The organism is Streptomyces sp. NPDC005566 (assembly GCF_040605575.1).
Lineage (GTDB): Bacteria > Actinomycetota > Actinomycetes > Streptomycetales > Streptomycetaceae > Streptomyces.
Window position 1 is genome coordinate 315,963 of the sequence record NZ_JBEXDB010000004.1, and the last position, 20,766, is coordinate 336,728.

Below are 20,766 nucleotides of genomic sequence, written 5' to 3' on the forward strand. Positions count from 1 at the left end.
GACGGCTTCACCCCCCCACGAGGCCGGTTCTGTGCTGCGACAACATCTCCACCGGATTTCACGGCAAGGGGTCTCGCCCGGTGATCTACGCAGGGATGAGAACGGTCACCCATTCCGCTTCACGCGGCCGGTAGCCGTAACGGTTCCTCAGCCCAGACACGATCGCAGGGACGTGGCCGGCCCCGTAAACGATCGCCACCCGGATCGGCTCGTCGCCGCGCTCCGTGTGGATCTCGCCGAGCGCGTCGAGCAACCGCTGGTCGCGCCGATCCGTGATCGCGTGTATCACCGGGTCGTCGGCCGCCATCTCCGCCCGCAGCGTCGACGGCAGATCCTCGACCTCCAGGTCTTCATCGAGGAAGGCGCGCGGACCGCGCAGCGCGAACACCAGGCCCATCACGGGAGCCGTGACCATGAGCATCACGTACATCCCACGCGGCAGTGTCTTCAGGTCCGCGCTCGCCTCCGCCCCGGTCACATCCGGGTGGATCACCTCCGCGCCCTCGGACAGGAGCAGCTCATCGCGCTGCTCCTGCAGACCGTTGCGCCGCCGACGTGGGGCGAACCGGTAAGCAAGCGTGAGGGCGCTCACTGCGACCGATCTCCCTCGGATTCCCTCCATGACTATGAGGTCGCATTCCCTGAGCCTGAGCCGGATCTGTGAGTAGAACGTCGGCGAGGCCACATGCAGCATCGGGAAGATCACGAATTCAAGTGGTGTCCCTCTCCGCCTCATGGTGATCACAGCAGATCGGACGGCATACCCGGTCACCTCGATGATCTGCATGATTCCCCCGCGAACCTGGCCCGGTTGCTCTTCCACCCTTACCAGGACACGAGCCCGCCCAAGGCCGTGGTTCCCTTCCGGCGCACTTTGCCGTCGGGCTGCGGAGGTGCCCCGACGGCACCATCCGATCGAACGCTCCCTCGGTCGCCTCACCGACGGCGATGCCTGGCCACCCGGCTACCGGAAGGCCCGCACGGTGACCTGCCGGCTTCCTGGGCGGCAGGGTTCAGAGACCGTACGTTCGTGGCGGAAACTGACCCCTGCACAAAAAGCTCACAGATGGGCCCTGTTGTGCGCGGACGTGTTACCCGTACCCTCCCACCAGCCGTCGGCGTGGGCAGGTCCGTGCAGCAAGGGAGGCCTTTCGTTCTCCAGGTGTACGCCGTCGTGTCACGTACCCACCCCCGGCCGGCACCCCGGGACCGCTGTCCTTGGGGCGCCCCTGATACCCCCCATCACCCCAGAGGTCGTCACCCATGACAGAGCTTGACCGTCGCAGGTTCCTGCAGATCGCCGGAGGCACCGCCGCTCTCGCCATGCTGAACGAGAGCATCGCGAGGGCCGCTGCCATTCCGGCGCAGGGCAGCACAGGAATGATCCAGGACATCGAGCACGTCGTCGTCCTGATGCAGGAGAACCGTTCCTTCGACCACTACTTCGGGGCGATGAAGGGGGTACGAGGCTTCGGGGACCCCCGCCCCGTCCTCCAGGACAACGGCACGTCCGTCTTCCACCAGTCCGACGGAACGAAGGACATCCTCCCGTTCAACCCGCAGGTCGACGACCTCGGGATGCAGTTCCTGGAAGGGCTGGACCACGACTGGGCCGGCGGTCACCAGGCCTACAACAACGGCAAGTACGACAAGTGGGTACCGGCGAAAACGGCCACGACCATGTCGCACATGACACGGAACGACATCCCGTTCCACTACGCCCTCGCCGACGCCTTCACCGTGTGCGACGCCTACCACTGCTCCTTCATCGGAGCCACCGACCCCAACCGCTACTACCTCTGGTCGGGCCACACCGGCAACGACGGCACGGGTGGCGGCCCCGTACTAGGCAACCAGGAAGCCGGCTACGGCTGGAAGACCTACCCCGAGCGGCTGGAGTCGGCGGGGGTCTCCTGGAAGGTCTACCAGGACATCGGCGACGGACTGAACGCCGCCGGATCCTGGGGCTGGATCAACGACGCCTTCCGGGGCAACTACGGCGACAACTCCCTGCTGTACTTCAACAACTACCGCAACGCCCAGCCAGGCAGCGCCCTGTACGAGAAGGCCCGCACCGGCACGAACGCCAAGGCGGGCGACGGGTACTTCGACCGTCTGCGCGCCGACGTGGTCAACGGGACCCTCCCGAAGGTCTCCTGGATCGCAGCTCCCGAAGCCTTCAGCGAGCACTCGAACTGGCCGACGAACTTCGGCGCCTGGTACATCTCGCAGGTCCTGGACGCGCTGACGGCGAACCCCGAAGTCTGGTCGAAGACCGCCCTGTTCCTCACCTACGACGAGAACGACGGCTTCTTCGACCACGTCGTTCCGCCGTACCCGCCGGCCTCCTCCGCCTGGGGCCTGTCCACGGCGGACGTATCGAAGGACCTGTACAAGGGCGGCGGGGGATACGCGGCGGGTGCTTACGGGCTCGGCCCGCGTGTGCCGATGATCGTCGTCTCTCCGTGGAGCAAGGGCGGCTACGTCTGCTCCGAGACCTTCGACCACACCTCGGTGATCCGCTTCATGGAGAAGCGCTTCGGGGTGCAGGAGCCCAACATCTCGCCCTGGCGCCGCGCCGTGTGCGGCGACCTGACGTCAGCGTTCGACTTCACCCGCGCCGACGCCGCCCCCGCCCCGCTGCCGTCCACGGCCGGGTACGTGCCGCCGGACAAGAACCGCCACCCGTCCTACCACCCGACCCCGCCGGCCACGGGCACCCTCCCGAAGCAGGAGGCCGGCTCCAAGCCGACCCGCGCCCTCGGCTACAGCCCGTACGTGGATGGCCGGGCCACCGTCTCCACCGGCAAGTTCACCCTGACCTTCGCCGGCGGCCCCACCTTGGGCGCCCACTTCCACAGCACCTCGGGCAACCGGACGGACGGCCCCTGGCCCTACACCGTCGAGGCGGGCAGGACCCTCTCGGACACCTGGAGCACCAGCAGCTCCACCGGCAACCAGATCAATCTCACGGTCTGGGGCCCGAACGGCTTCGTGCGCACCTGGAAGGGCCCGGCGAAGAAGGCCGGTCCCGAGGTCACCGCCCGTCACGTCGCTACCGGCGGCAACCTGACACTCAGCATGACCAACTCAGCCACGTCCGCGGTCAACCTGACGGTGAGCAACACCTACGGAGGCGCGGCCCAGACCTTCAAGGTCAACCCCGGTGCGACCGTCTCCCACACGGTGGACCTGCGTACCACCGCCCGCTGGTACGACGTCAAGGTCGTCTCCGACGCAGACCCCACTTTTCTCCGCCGCTTCGCCGGCCACGTGGAGACCGGCGCCCCGGGTGTCTCCGACCCGGCGATCAGGACAGTCTGAGGGGTCCTCGGGGTGCTCAGCAGCCGCAGTTCCGGGACCGGCGGGTCGCGCTCACCGTGTCTGCGCCGCCAGCTGGACCGACCCGCCCACGATGCGCGGGAAGGGAAGCTCGGCCTGGACGACGGAGCAGCCCGTACACGACGGCTGACCGGCGGCTGCCCGGACATGACCGTGGTGGGTGATGTCGCTCCGTAACACCTGGTCAATGGGTGTTGCGTCAGCAGCTGCGGACACACAAGGGAACTCCGCAGCTGCTGGCAGCCAGTGAGGCGACCAGTAGGTCACAGCAGGTGCCTGCCAGGCAGGGCGAGATCGCCGGTGCCTGTGACGGTGATCTCCAGCGGGGGTTCCGGAAGGCCGGCGAACAGGCGGGTGGAGCACGATCCGGTCGAGCGCGCCATCAGCGTTCGGTGAACGATCCGTGCCGTCCCGCCCCGGCCGAGAACCGTGCCGCGCCTCCCAGGCTGTCGCCCAGCACGCGCATCCCGTGCCGGAGCTCGACCTGCATCGCGGCCCGCTCGTCGAGGCCTTCGTGGTCGAGGACGGAGCTCCGGTCGGCCCGGAGGCAGGCCTGCGGGAAGGCGGCGATCGAGGCGGCCAGTGCCTCAGCCTCCGCGCGTGCCCGGCCCGGCGGGACGACACGGTTCGCGAGTCCCATCTCGTACGCTTCGGGGGCCGCGACCGGGCGGCCGGTCAGGATCATGTCCATCGCACGGCTGGTGCCGATGAGGCGGGGGAGACGTACGGTGCCGCCGTCGATGAGCGGTACGCCCCACCGACGGCAGAAGACGCCGAAGACCGAGTCCTCCTCGGCGACCCGTAGATCGCACCAGAGTGCCAGCTCCAGACCGCCGGCGACGGCATGGCCTGCCACCGCCGCGATCACCGGCTTCGACAGCCGCATCCGCGTCGGACCCATCGGCCCGTCGCCGTCCTCGGTGACGTGGTTGCCGCGTTCCGTGGCGAGCGCCTTGAGGTCCGCTCCAGCGCAGAACGTGCCGCCCTCACCCCACAGGACCGCCACCCGGGCCGTCCCGTCCTCCTCGAACGCCCGGAAAGCGTCGGTGAGTTCGGCAGCCGTCGGACCGTCCACGGCGTTGCGGACCTCAGGCCGGGACAGGACGACGGTGGTGACGTGCTCTTGGCGTTCGATCCGGACCGGCATCGCGAGGACCCCTTCGTGTGACGAAGCCAGCAGGTTACTCCCGAGTCACACCAGGGGGTCAGGAGGCCAGGTCCCCCACCTCACGGCCCGAGCTCAATGGGCGTACCGGTGTGGGACCGATCGACGTGAGCCCGAGCCGGCAGCGACCGCCAGGGTCGCGGCGAAGGCTGTTCCCCGCGCGCGGTGGGTGAGCGGCCCGTCCGGTCCACGCGCCGGGCAACCCCATCCCGCCGAACCCCTCACCCCGTCACCCGCCCGGATCTACCATTCGGTCAGGACGGCGACGTTCTGCCCACATCCCCGGGGAGCCACTGATGACGACACCGGCCACCGACCACACACCTGACTATCCGCCGCGGACCCCGCCCCCGCCGAAGCGGCCGGTCTCCCCGCCCCGCCCGGACACTGCGGGTCTGCACGAGGACGTGGCGGAGGGGCGGATGCCGGCGCGGTCCGGGCGGCGCGGGGTGGGGATGGTGAACCGGCGAGGTGCGAACTGGGTGCTGGAGTCTGCACCGTGGTCTGCGGGAAAGGCCCGGACCGCGGTTGTCGGCCAGCTTCGGAAGTGGGGTTACCGGCCGGCCGCGGGCACGGTGGCGGCTGTGGAAGCGGTCGTGACGCTCCTCGTCGACGAGGCCACCACCGACCCCGGAACCCGCATCACCGTCCATCTGTCCGACCAGGACGGACAGGCGTGCATTCTCACCCTCTCCCACAGCATTTCCCTGACCTCGGGTCACGAGGACGGTGGGGACGATGTTCTGCACCGGATCACCGCCCAGCCCTCGGTCTCCGGATGCGGGACGGACACCGGGCCCGACGGTCGCCGCACCTGGGCCGTCGTCGGGCTCTGACCTGGTAGCCGGAAAACCTCTGGTCCACCCGAGACCCTGGGGCCGATACTCGCTACCCATGAGGCGTGACGATCCCGGTCGAGACATTTCTTCCAACCCGGCATTAGGACGGGTACTGGGGCGGCTCGGCGGCCCGGAGCTGATGGACCTGCTGAGCGATGGCCTGTCCGGGGGTGATCTGACCACCCTGCTGCTCGAGGTCTTCCGGCGACGTGCGGACCGGCTCACGCCCGCGGAAGTGATGCGGCGCTACCGCAGCGATCGATTCGTCGCACCGGCTCCGACCGGCTTCACTGCCCTACGGCGCACCGAAGACGCCTTGCTGTCCGCATTGCCCGACGCGTTCGAGATGCTCGTACTGGCCCCGGTCCTGCCTCTGGCAACTCATTCGTCCGTCGCGACCGTCGATCCCCGCAAGGTGATCGCAACGGTTCGCGGCAGCGAGGTCGCCGCTGATCCGACGAACGCCTTGGCTCTTGAGGCATCCCTGCGACGATCCCTGGCCCTCGCGGCTGCTCCTCGTTCACCCGCGCTCGTCCGGCTGGCAGCCAGTCAGCGAGTGACCCGTGCACAACACTTCAGCGCTCCCGGGATGCTTGCCCACTTTCAGATCTTCGGTCTGGTGACCGCCGGCCGAGACACCGGCAACCGGCGTTTCGAGCACCAGCAATTGGCTGAACACCTGCGGTTCGCAGTCGCGGCCCTGACTGCCGTCGGGGTGCAGCACACCCAGATCCGGCTTACCGGCCTGGAGGACGCGAGCCGTCCGGTCATCGAACGGATACGCGGTGACTTCGCCGAACTGCCAGGCCTCACCGTGCTCGAGGACCCCGACCGGGCGACCGGACGCGGCTACTACACGGGAAGTTGCTTCAAGATCTACGCCGGTGTCGAAGACCAGTACCTGGAAGTCGCCGACGGCGGATTCGTCGACTGGAGCCAACTCCTCACCGGCAACCGCAAGGAACGCCTCCTGATCAGCGGCTTCGGCGTCGATCGCATCGCCGATATCCGCCGAACAGGAACGGCCCCAGGGGATGCCGGCCCGATCACGTGACCCGAGCGCCTGCCACGCGACCCGACGAGGTCACAGCATCAACCGTCGAGCGGAGACGGAGAGGTGACGGACACGTGGTCCTGGAACCGGACGGGACCTCAGCGCCGCGCGTGGCGGATCTTCAGTCGCCCGAAACCCATGGTCCCGGAGATCCGGATCCTCGGCACGCCGAGGCGGGAGTGCCGGCGGGCCTTGTAGCGCGTGTCCTTCCACCCGGTGTGCAGATCGTCCACTTCGACGATCGCGTCGCGAGGCACCGTGATCCTGGCCTTGCCGGTGCCGAGCTGCAGCTCGATGTCGACCACCGAATACTCGATGACCGCCCGGGACAGGTCCAGATGCACGCTTCCGTATGCGGACTCGACCTTGAGGATCCGAGGTACCCGCCATGCGCCGCGCCGCCGGATCCGTCCGCCTGCGGCGCCGATCGTGGACGTGGTGGCCGCCTTCTCCTCCGGAAGCGAGGCCAGAGGCGACACGAGTTCGCTGCGGGTCCGGGCGATGAGCACGTGGTGGAGGCGTGCGTCCAGATCCTCGTGCGAGAGGTGCCCTTCTGCGTACGCTTCCTGCAGCCGCCGCACGGCCGTGTCCCGGTCGTCCTCGCTGATCAGTGACGGCAGGTCGTCCGGCAGGGAGGTCACTGTCTCACTCTAGTGCAGTGCCGACGATGCGAACATGCCAAGTTCCCCGGCCGAAAAGTCGTGTGATCCGGGGCCCAGGATCACCACGCCGGGCCGGTAGCGGGACATCGACACAACGGTGATGGACCCGCTCCGGTCGGGCCAGGGAGCCAGCCCGGGACGTGCCCACGAGGTCCAGGGAGTTCCCCCTGGTCCCAACTCGCCCCGGCCGCCGTTTTCGGTGCTCCGTCCGGTCGTGTCGGTGAACGAGTCGCCCAGCGGCATGACGCGTACGGCGGATGCTGCCGCGACGGCCTGCCCGGTGGACGCCGACGACTGCTCGGCTTCCGTACGGGTGGCCGAAGCGCCTCTCAGCCCGTAGCGGCGTTGAGGAGATCAAGGGCGCTCTGCTGGCAGCCGTAGTCGGTGGTGGTGTTGCCCCCGGTCCAGTGCGGGCCGTACTGGTCGAGCGCGTTGCGGTTGCGGTCATAGGCGCTGGTCGCCCAGCGAGTGAGCGCGGCGGCATACGGGCGGTCGGACAGTTGGCGGTTGAGGGTGCCGAGGCCGCGCACGTAAGCACCCTTGAAACTCGGGCCGTCTCCCGTGCAGCTGTCGCCCTCGCCGGGTTCGCGCAGGACGCCGTCCGTCTGGAGCCGGACGGAGGAGGCGTCGGCAAGGCCGCGGGCAGTCGTCAGGAGGCCGGAGTCACCGGTGGCTCGGTGGAATTCCGTCAACGCGCCCAGAATGACGCCCTGGTTGTACGTCCAGGTGGGCTGGCCGTTGTTGGCGCAGGAGTCGCTGAGACCGTCGTTGATCATGCGGTCGCCGTTGATCATGCCACTCTGCTGGAACCAGCTCCATTCGTTCCTCGCCCGCTCCAGGTAGACGGTGTCACCTGGAATGCGGTTGTGCAGAGCTGAAGTGAGCTGGAGGAAGAGCTCGTTGGTGATGGCGTTCTTGTAGTTGCCGTTCGTGCTCCACCGGACCCCGCCGCCACAGGTGTTGTTCCAGTTGGCGTACATGTGGTCCGCGTCGGTCCGAGCGGTGTCGAGGTACCGGCGGTCGCCGGTCAGGTCGTAGGCGGCGATCCAGGCGAGGCCCCACCACCCGGTGTCATCGAGGTACTCGTTCCTGAACTGCCCTCCCTGCGCGTTCAGGTTCTTCTCGTAGGTGTCGGCGATGGCGTAGGTATAGCTGCCCATGCCGGTGATCCGGATGTTGTCGATGATCGCGGTCAGCGCATTGGCGCCTGTCCACCAGCCGTTGCTGCCGAAGAGTTTGGTGCCCCGGTCGAACGACATCATCAGGGCGGTGGCGGCCGCGGTGCTCCTGCTGCCCGCGTTCCAGTTGGTGCGTGCCCAGGGCGTGCACGCGATGGAGCCTCCTGCCGGCTGCCCGCAGGCCCGAAGGGCGCCGACGCCCTGGGTGTTCCACTCGTCGACGTTGTACATCTGAGTGCGCCAGCCTCGCCCTCCGGCGGGCACCGCGGTGTCGCCGAGACGGCTTCCCGACGCCCAGGTCCGGCCGCCGTCCATGGACCGGTCCAGCCAGACGTGGTCGCCGGGTCCGCCGTTGTCGATGGATGCCCATCCCATGGCGTCGTCATCGTCGAAGTGCAGCGCGATGGATCGCGAGGAGACCGCGACGGTCACGGGGACGCGGTCCTGGGGGCTCAGTCCCGGATCCCGCGCGTCGCAGTACTTGTTGCACACGGCCGCCGGCGCCGCGGCGGCGGCCGAGGGCAGCCCGCCGACCAGTAGGGCGGACAACGTTGTCAGCCCGGCGAGGAGGGCGGTGGATGCGGTTCTCGGTTGCTTCATGGAGGAGGCTCCTGAAACGACTGGTCACGGTGTGGGGGTGCGCCGTCCACAGGAGAGCGCTCTCTGAAGCTAGCCAAGCGTCATGGTCACGTCAATGGTTCGCGCGCTGCCCGCCGTAACGCGGTCGTCGGCCGAGCTCGTTGACGGTGAGGCCGTGGCGAACGGCATTCGGAAGGCACATCCTCCTGCGCGTCATCGACGACGTGGTGCAGGCGTTGCACGGTTTCACGCCAACGCCAGGAGTTGCAACGCCTCGAGGTCCGCACCCTCGGTGAACTCGGGGCCCTTCGGTGGAGTGCCGTGAGAAGCCATCTTCCGTGGTGAATTGGTATCTCTTGGACCGTTGTCGTCGTTGCGGTCGGTAGCATCGGCCTCAACAGGCGTTTGAGACACAGCGAAAGCCGAGGACTGCATGTCCGAAAATACTCCTACGTCCACCATCAGCGCGGACTACACACAGCGGATCACAGAGGATCTCGCGGCGAACCGGCGGGAACAGGACCGGGCGCGTACCGAGTTGACCCGGCTGCAGGACGAACTCATCCAGCTGGAGGAGGGTGAGCAGGTCCTGGTCAAGATGCAGGAGGTGCTGGGCGGTTCCGGAAAGCCGGAGGTGCGCAAGGGCAAGGACACCAAGGAGGCGTCCGTTCCCGCCGCTCGCCGCTCCAAGGGCAAGGAGGCATCGGTGAAGAAGGGGCGTGCGTCGAAGTCCCCGGCGCAGGCTGCCCAGGAGGTTCCCGCCAACGGGGTCGCCGCATCCAAGGGCTCCGGAGAGCCGACATGGCGTGAGTTGGTCACCGGATATCTTGCCGGGCAGAGGGAGCCGAGGTCTGCCGCCGAGGTAGCCGCTGCCCTGACCGAGTCGTACCCGCAGCGCAAGACCCAGGTCGCGGTGGTGCGCAACACGCTGGAGCAGGGGGTCGCCAGTGGACTGCTGGAGCGCTTCAAGCAGGGTCGCTCCGTCTATTACAGCCCTGTCCCGGAGTCCGCTTCCGTCTCGAATCGTGACGGTGCCGGGGAAGCCACACCGTAAGGTCCCGCCTCAGGAACTGCTTGATGCCGATGGTCGAATGTCTGTGCGGATGAGCCGTTGAGGTCGGCCGCGACCTGTGCGCCGTCGGAGCAGACGTTCGGCCCAGTTGCGGGCCCGGTACGCGAGTTCAGCGCCGGCAATTTCAGGGTCGGTGGTTCGATCGCATGCCGGCCGGGGTTCGCGCCGGGGACGGCGAAGGCGCGTTTCCGCTCGGCCCTGTGCAGCTGTACGCCCAGGCTCCTACGTCATGGCGCACTGTGCGAACCCCCTACCGGTCGGCGCACTTGTAGTACCCGGGTGTGTCGGTGTGGTCGGTCGACATCGAGCCGGATCTGTCGAAGATCTTCGCCGTGACGTCGACGGTGGCCGAACGGTCCGCAGCGCCCCGCTGTCACAGGCACACGTGGGTGGCCGCGTGGTCAAGATTCGCACCGCGGGTTTCCTCTCCGGAGAAACGGCGGCGGGGCGCTTCGGCGTCACGCTCCCGCCGCCGTCACCGGCCCGGTACTGCGGCCGGTTCCGTCGACACCGCCTCCCGCGGTGACGACGGAGTCGAGGGGGTGATCAGGGAAGAACCCACTTCTGGTTGGCACCGGTGTGGCATGACCAGAGGTGGACCTTGGTGCCGTCCGCGGAGGAGGTGCCAGCGGCGTCCAGGCATTTGCCCGACTGAGGGTTCCTCAGCGTGCCGTTGGCCTGAGGCACCCACTTCTGGGCGCCGGTGCCGTTGCAGCCGTAGAGCTGGACCTTCGTGCCGTCGGCCGATCCGCCGCCACTGATGTCCATGCACTTGCCCAACGCCCGCAGTGTGTCGTCCGCGCCGACCGTCCACAGCTGGGCTGCCGACCGGTTGCACGTCCACAACTGGATCTGCGTACCGTCCGCGCTCGCGCCGTTCGCGACATCGAGACACTTGGCGCCGATGCCGGTGACGGCACCCGCCCGTGGGCCGGTCGGGGCTCCGAGTTCCTTGATGCGGATGTTGCGGAAGGACACGTCGTCGCCGGTGCCGTGGTTCTGCAGGCCGATGTGGCCCTGCTGGAGGCTGCGGGCGGGATCGGTCTGGGTGAAGTCATTGATCTTGCGGCCGTTGAGGAAGACCTGGAGCCGTTCGCCCTCTACCCGGATCTCGTAGGTGTTCCACTCTCCCGGCGGGTTGAGCGCTGCGTCGCGGGCGGGCAGGTCAGCCGATTTGAAGCCGTAGACGGATCCCGTGGTGCGGTCCGCCGAGTCCGTCGCGTCGATCTGGATCTCGTAGCCGTTGTCGACGGCCGACCACGGGTCGTCGGAGGCCGGGAAGCCGACGAATACGCCGGAGTTGTCGTCGCCGGCCTGCCGCCAGTCGAGCTTCAGTGAGTACGACGTGTACTCCTTGGCCTCGTACCAGAACAGACCGAGGCCGCCCTGCGAGGTGAGGGTGGCGTCGGACTCGGCGAAGGAACCTGGTCCGGCCTGCTTCCACCCAGTGGTACCAGAGGCGCCGTACAGGGCCGTGTAGCCCGTCTCCGGTCGGCAGTCGGCCTCTGTCAGGCGCGCGGCCCAGCGGATTCCGCCGAGCAGATGGCGGCGGAAGGCGGGATCGGTGTAGGAGTCCTCGGTGTGGCCGCCGCCCGTGTAGAAGGCACGCCCGCCCTCATAGTCCTTGCACCAGGCGATCGGGTGGTCACCGCCCATCGCACCACCGCTGTACGTGGACTCGTCGAGCGAGGCCAGGACGTGTGCGGTCGTTCGCGGGTTGGTGCGGTAGTCGTACCACTCGTCGGTCCGCTGCCAGGTCCGGCCGAGGTGGGAGGTGGCGTCGTGAGCACGGTCCTCCACGGTCACCGTGGCCGGCTGGATCTGCGGGTGGGACCGGAACAGAGCACCGGCAAGACCGCCGTACCAGGCCCAGTCGTACTCGGTGTCGGCCGCCGCGTGGATGCCGACGTAGCCGCCGCCGGCGCCGATGTACCCCTCGAACGCGGTCTGCTGCGAGGCGTTGAGTACGTCGCCGGTGGTGGAGAGGAAGACCACGGACTCGTAGCCGGCCAGGTTGGCGGGGGTGAAGGCAGCCGCGTCCTCGGTCGCGGTGACGGTGAAGTTGTTGGCGGCGCCCAGCTCACGTAAGGCCGTGACGCCCTCGTCGATGGAGGAGTGGCGGAAGCCGGCGGTCTTCGAGAACACCAGCACGTCGTACGCCGGGTCGGCCGCGGCCGCCACCGAGGAGTGCATGTCAGCGGGTGCTCCGGGGTCGGATTCGGCGGCAGCGGATACCGCTGCCGGCAGGACGGCGGTGCTCAGGAGCACACAGGCGGCCCAGCAGGTGGAGCGGATGAACCGTCGACTCATGGCAGGATCCACTTCTGGTTGGCGCCGGTGTTGCAGGTCCACAGCTGGATCTTGGTGCGGTCCGCGGAGGCCCCTCCGGTCGCGTCAAGACATTTGCCCGTTGCCGGGTTCTGCAGAGTGCCGTTCGGCTGCGGCGCCCATTTCTGGGCTCCGGTGTTGTTGCACCCGTACAGCTGGATCTTCGTTCCGTCGGCTGCCTCGCCCCCGCTGATGTCCAGGCACTTGCCGAGCGCGCGCAGAGTCCCGTCCGCGCCGACCGTCCACTGCTGGGCGACCGTCCCGTTGCAGCCGTACAGCTGGATCTGCGTGCCGTCCGCACCGGCTCCGGCGGCCACATCGACGCACTTGCCGTCGATCCCCGTGATCCGGCCCGTCCGAGCCTGCGTCGTCTCGGTGGTGAAGGTGAAGTCGTCGATGTCGAAGAGGGATCCGCTGCCCCCCTTGAAGACGAGGTGGAGGGTGGTGGTGCCGGCGGGACGGTTGGTGAGGTTCGCGGACACGTCCTGGAAGGATTCCCAGCTCCCGGTTGCGGGGACGACCGCTGATCCGAGCAAGGTGCCGGTGGGCGAGCCCGCGCGCACCTCCAGGGTCCCTCCCGCGGCGCCGGAGGCGATACGGGCGGTCATCTTGGTGGCGTTGGTGAGAAGGTACGGCTTGAACGAGATCCAGTCGCCGTTCTCGATGTAGCCGACCGCCTTGCCGCCGTGTGCCGCCGTCTTGTCGACGATCGTGACACCGGCGGAGTCCCCGAAGTGCTCGGCCTGGCGCTGGCTGCCCTGACTGAGGTTCTGGTCGTGGGTGGTCAGGGCGGGCTGTCCGTTCGCCCCTCCGTCGGTGTACTCGGCGTCCCACACACCGAAGATGTTCGCGTTCGGGTCGTGCTCCCCGTCGGCGATGGTCTTGAGTGTGCCGGAACAGCCCGTGGCGGATGTCTGCAGGTGGCCGTGGCTGTCGTGTCCGATGATGAAGTTGACCTTGACCCTGGAGCAGTCGATCGTGCTGTCCTCGGGGTCGGTGACGGTGACCTTGAAGGGGACGGCGGCGCCCATGTCGATGATGGTGCCGTCGGTGGGCAGTTCGAGGGTGACACTGGGCGCGGTGTTGCCGACGGTGATGATCACCGAGGCGTTCGCGGTTCTGCCGGTGCCGTCGGAGACTGTCAGTTCTGCGGTGTAGCGGCCGTTGGCGGTGTAGGTGTGTGAGGGGTCCGCCGCGGTGGAAGTGCCGCCGTCACCGAACTTCCATGCGTAGGTGAGGGGATCACCGTCGGGGTCGGAGCTTCCTGCGGAGGAGAACTTCACGGTGAGGGGGGCTTTGCCGGAGGTGCGGTCTGCGGCCGCCTTGGCGAGCGGGGCCCGTCCCCCGGTGACGTATTCGATGCGGTAGACCGCGGCGTTCGCGTCCCCTTCGAAGTAGCCCGTGCCATAGTCGAGCACGTAGAGGGCGCCGTCCGGCCCGAAGGCCGAATCCATGACCTGGGTGCCCTGCCAGGGGAAGGCGTTGATCGATTGCACGGTGCCGTCCGTGCCCTGCTCTATGCGCTTGATCCACTTGCGGCCGAACTCGCCGGCGAAGAAGTCGCCGTCGAAGTGCTGGGGGAACTTGACGGCCGAGGTCGAGGCCGCGTCGTAGCGGTAGACGGGCCCGCCCATGGGTGACTCGGAACCACTGCCGAACTCGGGGACCGAGCCGCCGTCGTAGGGGATCCAGGCGGGCTGGGCCGGAGGGAGATCGGTGAGGCCGGTGTTGTTCGGCGAGGTGTTCCTGGGGGCCGAGCAGGAGAAGGCGGCCCCGGACGTCGAGGTGGCGAAGTCGTAGTCGACGTACGCACTGTTCTTGCCGACGCAGTAGGGCCAGCCGTAGTTGCCCGCTTGGGTGATCCGGTTGAACTCCACCTGCCCGGCAGGTCCGCGACCTGCGTTCGCGGTGCCGGCGTCGGGGCCGTAGTCACCGAGGTAGACGATGCCGGTGGGCTTGTCGACGGACATCCGGAAGGGGTTGCGGAAACCCATGGCGTAGATCTCGGGCCTGGTCTTCGCGGTTCCCTGCGCGAAGAGGTTGCCCGACGGAATGGAGTAGCCGCCCGCCGCGTTCACCTTGATGCGCAGCACCTTGCCGCGAAGGTCGTTGGTGTTGCCCGCCGAACGCTGGGCGTCGTACGCGGGGTTGCGGTTCGACCGCTCGTCGAGGGGGGCGTACCCGTCGGAGGCGAAGGGATTGCTGTCGTCGCCCGTGGAGAGGTACAGGTTGCCCTGCGCGTCGAAGTCGATGTCGCCGCCGACATGACAGCACAGACCACGGCTGGCCGGGACGTCGAGGACCTTCGTCTCGGAAGCCGTGTCCAGTGTGCCGTCGGTCCTGAGAACGAAACGTGAGAGGCGGTTGACGCCGTTGAACGGCGTGAAGTCGGCTGCTGAACCGTTCGCGGGGGCATCCCCGGTGGGCGTCGTGAGCTTCGGGGCGTAGTAGAGGTAGACGAAGCGGTTGGCGGTGAAGCCCGGGTCGACGCCGATGCCCTGGAGACCCTCCTCGTCGTGCGAGTAGACGTCGAGCCGGCCGGAGACCTTGGTGGTGCCGGCGGCGTCGGTGAGCCGCAGGGTGCCGTCCCGCGAGGTGTGCAGGACGGACCTGTCGGGCAGGACGGCGAGTGTCATCGGCTCACCGGTCTCGGCCACCCCTTTGGCGAGGGTGACCTGCTGGAACTCGTCGGCTGCCGCAGGTGCGGCTTCGGCCGGTCTCTGCTGGGTGGTGAGGGTGCCCGCGGCGGCGAGCAAGGTGCAGGCCACTGCCGCGAGAGCTCGGGTGAGTCTCCTGTGCACGCGAATCCTCCGTGTGGTGACGGGGTCGGGGTGGAGCACAGGCGCGCGCCGTCGCGCCGGGAGGCCGGGCGCCCCAGGGGGAGGGGAGGGCACTCGGTCCTTGTCGTCCGGTTCAGATCAGGAAGGTAATGGCTTTTTCTCCGGCCAGATACCCCTTTGACGCGCCGAGTCGCATCTTTCTCTTGTGGAGAGACAAAGCTGCGGAAGAGCGTCGGGCCCCCGGGCGCGCTCGCCGGCATTCCGGGGGCCGTGCCCCTGTACTCGCGCGTCGTCGTTGTCGGGGTCTGTACGGGGCCCGACACGATCCGGCTCTCCCTCGCCGTGAACACGTACAGGGGATATGCCCGGCCCGGATGTCGACCGGCGCGGCTCACCTTCTTCCGCGGGAGCTCTCCGCAGGCCTGCTTCCTGACTTTGGGGGCACACGTGTTCCAACTACCGGAAGGAGTCACATCATGCTGGCGATAGCTGCGGCAGTACTGTTCTTCATCGCTTTTCTGATCAACGCCGCCGACATAGCGACCAACGAGGTCTTCGCCTCGGTGAACGTCATGCTCCTGGGCCTGGGCCTGTTGGCCCTGCACGTCGCGGGCATCGGCAACGGGTGGCGAACGCGCCGACGGTGACGCCGCCTGACCGGCTGTAGGCACACCTCGGACCCTCGCAGAGAAGGAGAGAGCTTGCGATGACCCCGTTCATGACGACCACAGCTGCAGACGCCGCAGCTGCTCCCGCATGGCTGCACGTGTCGGTGATGGCGGCGGCTGTCCTGATCCTCATCTACAGCCTCGCCCGGCGCAGCAGCTGACCCGGCCACCCGAGGCAGGGTGCCGCTCGTCCGGCCTCGTCGGCGTGGAGGTGTGCAGCGGTTCGCCTCGAAGCGCTCGCCAGGCGCTCGCTCCGAGGACAGGCGGCGGGGACCGGGCAGGTCCCCGCCGCCGAGTGCGTCCGCAGCCACTACCGCGAAGAGGTGAAGCCCCGCAGGGTGTCCAGGTCGTAGGTGGTGGCGCCCAGGGTGAGTTCGCTGCCCGACGTGGTGGCGGTGGGCGGGGTACCCCTGATCAAGCTGGGCATCAGCGCCCATTCGGGGAGCACCGGCCCTGCGAGGTACATCTGGACGGAGCGAGCCGTCGGCAGTTCACCGCTCTGTCAGGCCACTGGTAGATTTTCATGGTGAGTACGACCGAGCCGAACGGTTTCCACGTCCAGCTCTGCCTGGACCTGCCGCCCCGTGTCGCGAACCTCGGCGTGGGAGTGCACGGGACCACCGGCCTGCACGACGTCTTCCGGCTTCCGGACCTGTGGCAGCTACACCTGTACCGGTACGCCGCCGACCTGACCGTCGACGGTGTGGCCCATGCCATCAGGCCCGGCCGGGTGAGCCTCGTGCCGCCCGGGGCGGTCGTGGAGTTCCGCTACGGCGGACGGTCCGAGCACCTCTACGCGCACTTCGAACTCCCGGAGTCCGGCAACCCGTTGACCGTTCCCGTGATGCAGGACGCCGGCGCCGAGACGCCGATCCTCACCGACCTGCTGCAACAGGCCATCGCGGTGGCCCCGCGCAACCCCGCCCGGGCGGCGGCCGAGGTGTGGGCCGCGTTGTGGCGGGTCGCCGGCCTGGCGGCGCCCGCGGGCGGGGTGGAGGAGCGGGGGCACGCCGCAGCGGCCGCAGCCGTCGCGCACATCGAGGCCCACCTGGCGGGACCGCTGACCGTGCCCGAGGTGGCCGAGGCCGCCGGGATCTCGCACAACCACCTCATCCGGCTGTTCCGGGCCGAAACCGGCGGCACGGTGGTGGCCTACATCCGCCGGCGCAGGATGGAACGGGCGCGGCACCTGCTCCGGGAGTCGACGCTGTCGATCCCCGCCGTGGCCGTCCTGGTCGGTATCGGCGATCTGCAGGCCTTCAACAAGGCGTGCCGGCGTGAACTGGGCGCGGCCCCGCGCGCGATCCGCGCCGGCAGCGGCCGGTCTCAGTCGCGGCCCGCGCCCCGGTAGAGGTCCGGTTCTCCGTCGAGTTCCACGGCGAGAACGGTCGCGTACGCGTCGACGTCGGCGCTCACCGGGGCCTCGATCCAGGTGACACCGGGCACGTCGCCGAGGCCGCCGATGACCTGGTGGGGCAGTTCGGTGCCTGTTCCGATCACCCTCACGCGTTTGACCGGCGTCCGCAGGCCACGCAGCCCGATGGTTTCGCGCGGGGTGTCGAAGCAGATCAGATAGAGGGTGCGGCGGTCGGCGGACAGCGTGCTCGGTCCGTAGTGGTGACCGGCGGGCAGGCCGGCCACGGTTCCGTACACGGCACTGCGGTGCTTGTCGATCCAGCCGCCGAGGCCCTCGAGGCGCTCGACCTGGGCGGCCGGGATGGTGCCGTCCTCCCGCGGGCCCACGTCGAGCAGCAGATTGCCGCCCATGCCGATGGTCTCCGCGAAGTAGCGCACCAACTGGCCGACCGACTTCTGGTTGTCGTCCTGGTGCTGGTATCCCCAGGAATCGTTGACGGTCAGGCACAGCTCCCACGGCCCGTCGGGCGCCCGGAGCGGAACACCCTGTTCGGGTGTGGCGTAGTCGCCGTAGCTCATCATGCGCGCGTTGAGGACGGTGTCGGGGCTGCCCGCGAGGATCTCCTCGGAGAGCTCCCGCATCTTCCACTGGTCCTCGCTGCGTTCCCACTCGCCGTCGAACCACAGCAGGTCGGGTCGGAAGCGCGTGACGAGCTCGCCGACCTGGGCGTTGCGGTACGAGAGGAAGCGCGCCCAGGCCTCGGGGTCCTCGAGACCGTCCTTCGGTGTCACATAGCGGTTGGTGCCCATTTCGTCATTCGGCGGGTCGGGGTGCACCACGCTCGCGTAGTCGGGGTGGTTCCAGTCCGAGTGGGAGTAGTACAGGCCCACCTTGAGCCCCTGCTCCCGCAGTGCCTCGGCATATCCGGCGATCAGGTCACGGCCGGCCGGGGTGTGCTGCACGACGTTCAGATCACCGTGCCCGGTGTTCCACAGAGCCACCCCGTCATGGTGCCGGGCGGTGAGCACCGCGTACTTCGCGCCGGCCTTCGCGAACAGCTCGGCCCACGCCTTCGGGTCGTAGTTCGAGGCGGTGAAGCCGTCGAGCTGCTTCATGTACTGCTCGTGGGGGACTTCTCCCGAGTAGAAGGACCAGGACTCGGGAACTCCGTCGACGGCGTAGATCCCGTAGTGGAGGAAGATGCCCAACTTGGCATCGGAGAACCAGGGCTGCATCGGCATGTGCTCACGCTAGGCAGGGAGCCGGGTCCCGCGCGTGGGGTGTAGTCACCATCGGTGGTTCGTTTTCACGCACCGAAGCCCGCTCCCAGGAAGTGGCCGTGCAGGGAGACGGAGAGACATCCGATGGTTGTCGAGGGCGTGCGCTGCCGCTCAACCGGCGGACGGAGTGCGTGGGTTGGTGGGGTTGCGGGAGGCGATCCCCTGCCTGTGGTCGGGTCATTCCTGGGGTCTGTGCTGACGCCTGGCCCGTTTTGGGGCTTGACTGGGAATAAAGATCCGATGAATATTCATCTCGTTCGCTGTGGGCCCGGGCTCGGCAGCCAGCGCCAGACCTTCGCACAAGCCTGAGAGGCCCGAACGTGACCTCAACCGATACGAGAATCATCGCAGTCGACACGTACGACATCCGCTTCCCCACGTCCCGGGAACTGGACGGCTCGGACGCCATGAACCCGGACCCCGACTACTCCGCCGCCTACGTGGTGCTCCGCACCGATGCGGGCGACGGACAGGAGGGCCACGGCTTCACCTTCACCATCGGGCGTGGCAACGACGTCCAGGTCGCCGCGATCGACGCGCTGCGCCCGCACCTCATCGGACGGTCGGCCGACGCACTGTGCGCCGATCCGGGATCCCTGAACCGCGACCTGATCGGGGACAGTCAGCTGCGCTGGCTCGGCCCCGAGAAGGGCGTGATGCACATGGCCATCGGAGCCGTCGTCAACGCGGTCTGGGACCTGGCGGCCAAACGCGCGAGCAAGCCGCTGTGGAAGTTCCTGGCGGACGCCGAGCCCGAATGGCTCGTCTCCCAGGTCGACTTCCGCTACATCGTCGACGCGCTCACTCCCGAGGACGCGCTGGCGCTGCTGCGCCGCGCCCGCGAGGGAGCCGCCGGCCGCGAAAGCGATCTGCTGGTACGCGGATACCCCGGCTACACCACCTCGCCCGGCTGGCTCGGCTACTCCGACGAGAAGCTCACCCGGCTCGCGCGGCAGGCCGTGGCCGACGGCTTCACCCAGATCAAACTGAAGGTCGGCGCGGAACTGGCGGACGATGTCCGCCGCTGCCGTGCGGCGCGCGCCGCCGTCGGCCCCGACATCCGCATCGCCATCGACGCCAACCAGCGGTGGAACGTCGGCGAGGCGATCGAATGGACCAGGGCGCTCACCGAGTTCGACCCGTACTGGATCGAGGAGCCCACCAGTCCCGACGACGTGCTCGGCCATGCTTCGGTACGCAAGGCCGTGGCACCCGTCAAGGTCGCCACCGGCGAGCACGTCCAGAACCGGATCATCTTCAAACAGCTTCTCCAGGCCGACGCCATCGACGTCCTTCAGATCGACGCCGCACGCGTCGGCGGTGTCAACGAGAACCTTGCGATCCTGCTGCTCGCCGCGAAGTTCGGCGTGCCGGTCTGCCCGCACGCGGGCGGCGTGGGCCTGTGCGAACTCGTCCAGCACCTGGCAATGTTCGACTACGTGGCACTGTCCGGCTCGACCGAGAACCGGGTCATCGAGTTCGTCGACCATCTGCACGAGCACTTCCTCGCCCCCGTACAGGTGCGCGAGGGCCACTACCGGGCTCCGGACACCCCGGGCTTCTCGGCCGAGATGCACGCCGGCTCGATCGCCGAGTTCAGCTACCCGGACGGCCGGTTCTGGACCGCGGACCGAGCGGCACACCGTGCCGGTCAGGCCGCACACGAAGCCGCACCCGACACCGTGCAGAAGGAGGTCCTGGCATGAGTGAGCTGAGCGGACTCAAGGCTGTCGTCACCGGAGGAGCGTCGGGCATCGGTCTGGCAACCGCCGGACTGCTCGCCGAGCGCGGGGCCCAGGTGGCCGTGCTCGACCTCACCCCCGAAGCCGTCGCCAAGCCGTTGCGCGGCTACCGTGCGGACGTCAGCGACGACACCGCGGTACGCACCGCCGTCGCGGCCGCCGCCCAGGACCTCGGCGGGATCGACATCCTGGTCAACAACGCCGGTATCGGCGCCGCCGGGACCGTCGAGGACAACGACGACGCGCAGTGGCACCGCGTACTGGACGTCAACGTGCTCGGGATCGTGCGCACCACCCGCGCGGCCCTGCCGCATCTGCGGTCCTCGTCGCAGGCCGCTGTCGTCAACACCTGTTCGATCGCCGCCACCGCCGGGTTGCCGCAGCGCGCTCTGTACAGCGCGAGCAAGGGTGCCGTCCTCTCCCTGACCCTCGCCATGGCCGCCGATCACGTACGCGAAGGAATTCGGGTCAACTGCGTGAATCCGGGCACCGCCGACACCCCCTGGGTCGGTCGGCTCCTGGACGCCGCGGACGACCCGGCGGCCGAACGGGCGGCGCTCGACGCCCGGCAGCCGATGGGCCGCCTGGTGACGGCCGACGAAGTGGCCGCTGCGATCGTGTATCTGGCAAGCCCGGCTGCCGGATCCGTCACCGGCACCTCGCTCGCCGTCGACGGCGGCATGCAGGGCCTGCGCCTCCGCCCGGTCCGGAACTGAAGGG

General features: G+C 68.5%; 16 protein-coding genes. 9 read left to right on the forward strand and 7 right to left on the reverse strand.

Annotation, left to right across the window (positions count from 1 at the left end; all coding sequences use genetic code 11):
- Positions 1-85 precede the first annotated feature (85 nt).
- Positions 86-787 carry a hypothetical protein gene (locus ABZS61_RS08750; RefSeq protein WP_356417430.1) on the reverse strand — a complete coding sequence of 234 codons (702 nt, stop codon included), beginning with the start codon at positions 785-787 and terminating at the stop codon, positions 86-88.
- A 476-nt stretch (positions 788-1,263) separates the two neighbouring features.
- Here ABZS61_RS08750 and ABZS61_RS08755 point away from each other — a divergent pair, with 476 nt between their 5' ends.
- A complete protein-coding gene (locus ABZS61_RS08755; protein WP_356417431.1) occupies positions 1,264-3,324 on the forward strand; it encodes a phosphocholine-specific phospholipase C in 2,061 nt (686 codons plus the stop codon).
- A 400-nt stretch (positions 3,325-3,724) separates the two neighbouring features.
- Here the strand turns inward: ABZS61_RS08755 and ABZS61_RS08760 are convergent, their stop codons facing one another.
- On the reverse strand, positions 3,725-4,489 hold the full coding sequence (locus tag ABZS61_RS08760; RefSeq protein ID WP_356417432.1) for a crotonase/enoyl-CoA hydratase family protein: 765 nt from the start codon (positions 4,487-4,489) through the stop codon (positions 3,725-3,727).
- A gap of 314 nt (positions 4,490-4,803) precedes the next feature.
- On the opposite strand from ABZS61_RS08760, the gene ABZS61_RS08765 reads away from it, so the two are divergent.
- Both ABZS61_RS08765 and ABZS61_RS08770 read left to right on the forward strand, forming a co-directional pair.
- Positions 4,804-5,343 (forward strand): hypothetical protein, encoded by a 540-nt coding sequence (locus ABZS61_RS08765; RefSeq protein WP_356417433.1) that lies wholly within the window; start codon positions 4,804-4,806, stop codon positions 5,341-5,343.
- A gap of 58 nt (positions 5,344-5,401) precedes the next feature.
- Complete coding sequence (locus ABZS61_RS08770; RefSeq protein ID WP_356417434.1) at positions 5,402-6,400, forward strand: hypothetical protein; 999 nt, start codon at positions 5,402-5,404, stop codon at positions 6,398-6,400.
- Between the two features lie 98 nt (positions 6,401-6,498).
- Here ABZS61_RS08770 and ABZS61_RS08775 read toward each other — a convergent pair whose 3' ends face one another.
- Positions 6,499-7,041: a DUF1707 domain-containing protein gene (locus ABZS61_RS08775; RefSeq protein WP_356417435.1), complete on the reverse strand. Its 543-nt coding sequence runs from the start codon at positions 7,039-7,041 to the stop codon at positions 6,499-6,501.
- Between the two features lie 350 nt (positions 7,042-7,391).
- A complete protein-coding gene (locus ABZS61_RS08780; RefSeq protein ID WP_356417436.1) occupies positions 7,392-8,840 on the reverse strand; it encodes a glycoside hydrolase family 76 protein in 1,449 nt (482 codons plus the stop codon).
- 412 nt (positions 8,841-9,252) lie between these two features.
- Here ABZS61_RS08780 and ABZS61_RS08785 point away from each other — a divergent pair, with 412 nt between their 5' ends.
- A complete protein-coding gene (locus ABZS61_RS08785) occupies positions 9,253-9,873 on the forward strand; it encodes a hypothetical protein (RefSeq protein WP_356417437.1) in 621 nt (206 codons plus the stop codon).
- A gap of 564 nt (positions 9,874-10,437) precedes the next feature.
- Here the strand turns inward: ABZS61_RS08785 and ABZS61_RS08790 are convergent.
- Together ABZS61_RS08790 and ABZS61_RS08795 are read right to left on the reverse strand one after the other, a co-directional pair.
- A complete protein-coding gene (locus ABZS61_RS08790) occupies positions 10,438-12,201 on the reverse strand; it encodes a ThuA domain-containing protein (protein ID WP_356417438.1) in 1,764 nt (587 codons plus the stop codon).
- Positions 12,198-15,020, reverse strand: a complete 2,823-nt coding sequence (locus tag ABZS61_RS08795; RefSeq protein ID WP_356417439.1) for a carbohydrate-binding protein — start codon at positions 15,018-15,020, stop codon at positions 12,198-12,200. The genes ABZS61_RS08790 and ABZS61_RS08795 overlap by 4 nt, the downstream gene beginning before the upstream one ends.
- 455 nt (positions 15,021-15,475) lie before the next feature.
- Between ABZS61_RS08795 and ABZS61_RS08800 the strand changes: the two genes are divergently transcribed.
- The 3 genes from ABZS61_RS08800 to ABZS61_RS08810 all read left to right on the forward strand — a co-directional run bounded on the left by ABZS61_RS08800 (position 15,476) and on the right by ABZS61_RS08810 (position 17,018).
- Positions 15,476-15,646: a hypothetical protein gene (locus ABZS61_RS08800; protein WP_351181839.1), complete on the forward strand. Its 171-nt coding sequence runs from the start codon at positions 15,476-15,478 to the stop codon at positions 15,644-15,646.
- 59 nt (positions 15,647-15,705) lie between these two features.
- Entirely contained in the window at positions 15,706-15,828 is a 123-nt protein-coding gene (locus ABZS61_RS08805) for a hypothetical protein (protein ID WP_356417440.1), read from the forward strand.
- A gap of 365 nt (positions 15,829-16,193) precedes the next feature.
- Complete coding sequence (locus ABZS61_RS08810; RefSeq protein WP_356417441.1) at positions 16,194-17,018, forward strand: AraC family transcriptional regulator; 825 nt, start codon at positions 16,194-16,196, stop codon at positions 17,016-17,018.
- Here the strand turns inward: ABZS61_RS08810 and ABZS61_RS08815 are convergent.
- The gene (locus ABZS61_RS08815; RefSeq protein WP_356417442.1) at positions 16,994-18,265 is read right to left on the reverse strand and encodes an alpha-L-fucosidase; all 1,272 of its coding nucleotides are present in this window, start codon (positions 18,263-18,265) and stop codon (positions 16,994-16,996) included. The two genes, ABZS61_RS08810 and ABZS61_RS08815, sit on opposite strands and share 25 nt — an antisense overlap.
- Positions 18,266-18,624: 359 nt before the next feature.
- On the opposite strand from ABZS61_RS08815, the gene ABZS61_RS08820 reads away from it, so the two are divergent.
- Positions 18,625-20,010 carry an enolase C-terminal domain-like protein gene (locus tag ABZS61_RS08820; protein WP_356417443.1) on the forward strand — a complete coding sequence of 462 codons (1,386 nt, stop codon included), beginning with the start codon at positions 18,625-18,627 and terminating at the stop codon, positions 20,008-20,010.
- A complete protein-coding gene (locus ABZS61_RS08825; RefSeq protein WP_356417444.1) occupies positions 20,007-20,762 on the forward strand; it encodes an SDR family oxidoreductase in 756 nt (251 codons plus the stop codon). The genes ABZS61_RS08820 and ABZS61_RS08825 overlap by 4 nt, the downstream gene beginning before the upstream one ends.
- Positions 20,763-20,766: the final 4 nt, after the last annotated feature.

Bases quoted from the DNA above. Each gene is read 5' to 3' on its own strand.
- ABZS61_RS08780 (WP_356417436.1), bottom strand. From the start codon at position 8,840: ATGAAGCAACCGAGAACCGCATCCACCGCCCTCCTCGCCGGGCTGACA.
- ABZS61_RS08765 (WP_356417433.1), top strand. From the start codon at position 4,804: ATGACGACACCGGCCACCGACCACACACCTGACTATCCGCCGCGGACC.
- ABZS61_RS08825 (WP_356417444.1), top strand. From the start codon at position 20,007: ATGAGTGAGCTGAGCGGACTCAAGGCTGTCGTCACCGGAGGAGCGTCG.
- ABZS61_RS08760 (WP_356417432.1), bottom strand. From the start codon at position 4,489: ATGCCGGTCCGGATCGAACGCCAAGAGCACGTCACCACCGTCGTCCTG.
- ABZS61_RS08785 (WP_356417437.1), top strand. From the start codon at position 9,253: ATGTCCGAAAATACTCCTACGTCCACCATCAGCGCGGACTACACACAG.
- ABZS61_RS08770 (WP_356417434.1), top strand. From the start codon at position 5,402: ATGAGGCGTGACGATCCCGGTCGAGACATTTCTTCCAACCCGGCATTA.
- ABZS61_RS08815 (WP_356417442.1), bottom strand. From the start codon at position 18,265: ATGCCGATGCAGCCCTGGTTCTCCGATGCCAAGTTGGGCATCTTCCTC.
- ABZS61_RS08805 (WP_356417440.1), top strand. From the start codon at position 15,706: ATGACCCCGTTCATGACGACCACAGCTGCAGACGCCGCAGCTGCTCCC.
- ABZS61_RS08755 (WP_356417431.1), top strand. From the start codon at position 1,264: ATGACAGAGCTTGACCGTCGCAGGTTCCTGCAGATCGCCGGAGGCACC.
- ABZS61_RS08800 (WP_351181839.1), top strand. From the start codon at position 15,476: ATGCTGGCGATAGCTGCGGCAGTACTGTTCTTCATCGCTTTTCTGATC.
- ABZS61_RS08750 (WP_356417430.1), bottom strand. From the start codon at position 787: ATGCAGATCATCGAGGTGACCGGGTATGCCGTCCGATCTGCTGTGATC.
- ABZS61_RS08790 (WP_356417438.1), bottom strand. From the start codon at position 12,201: ATGAGTCGACGGTTCATCCGCTCCACCTGCTGGGCCGCCTGTGTGCTC.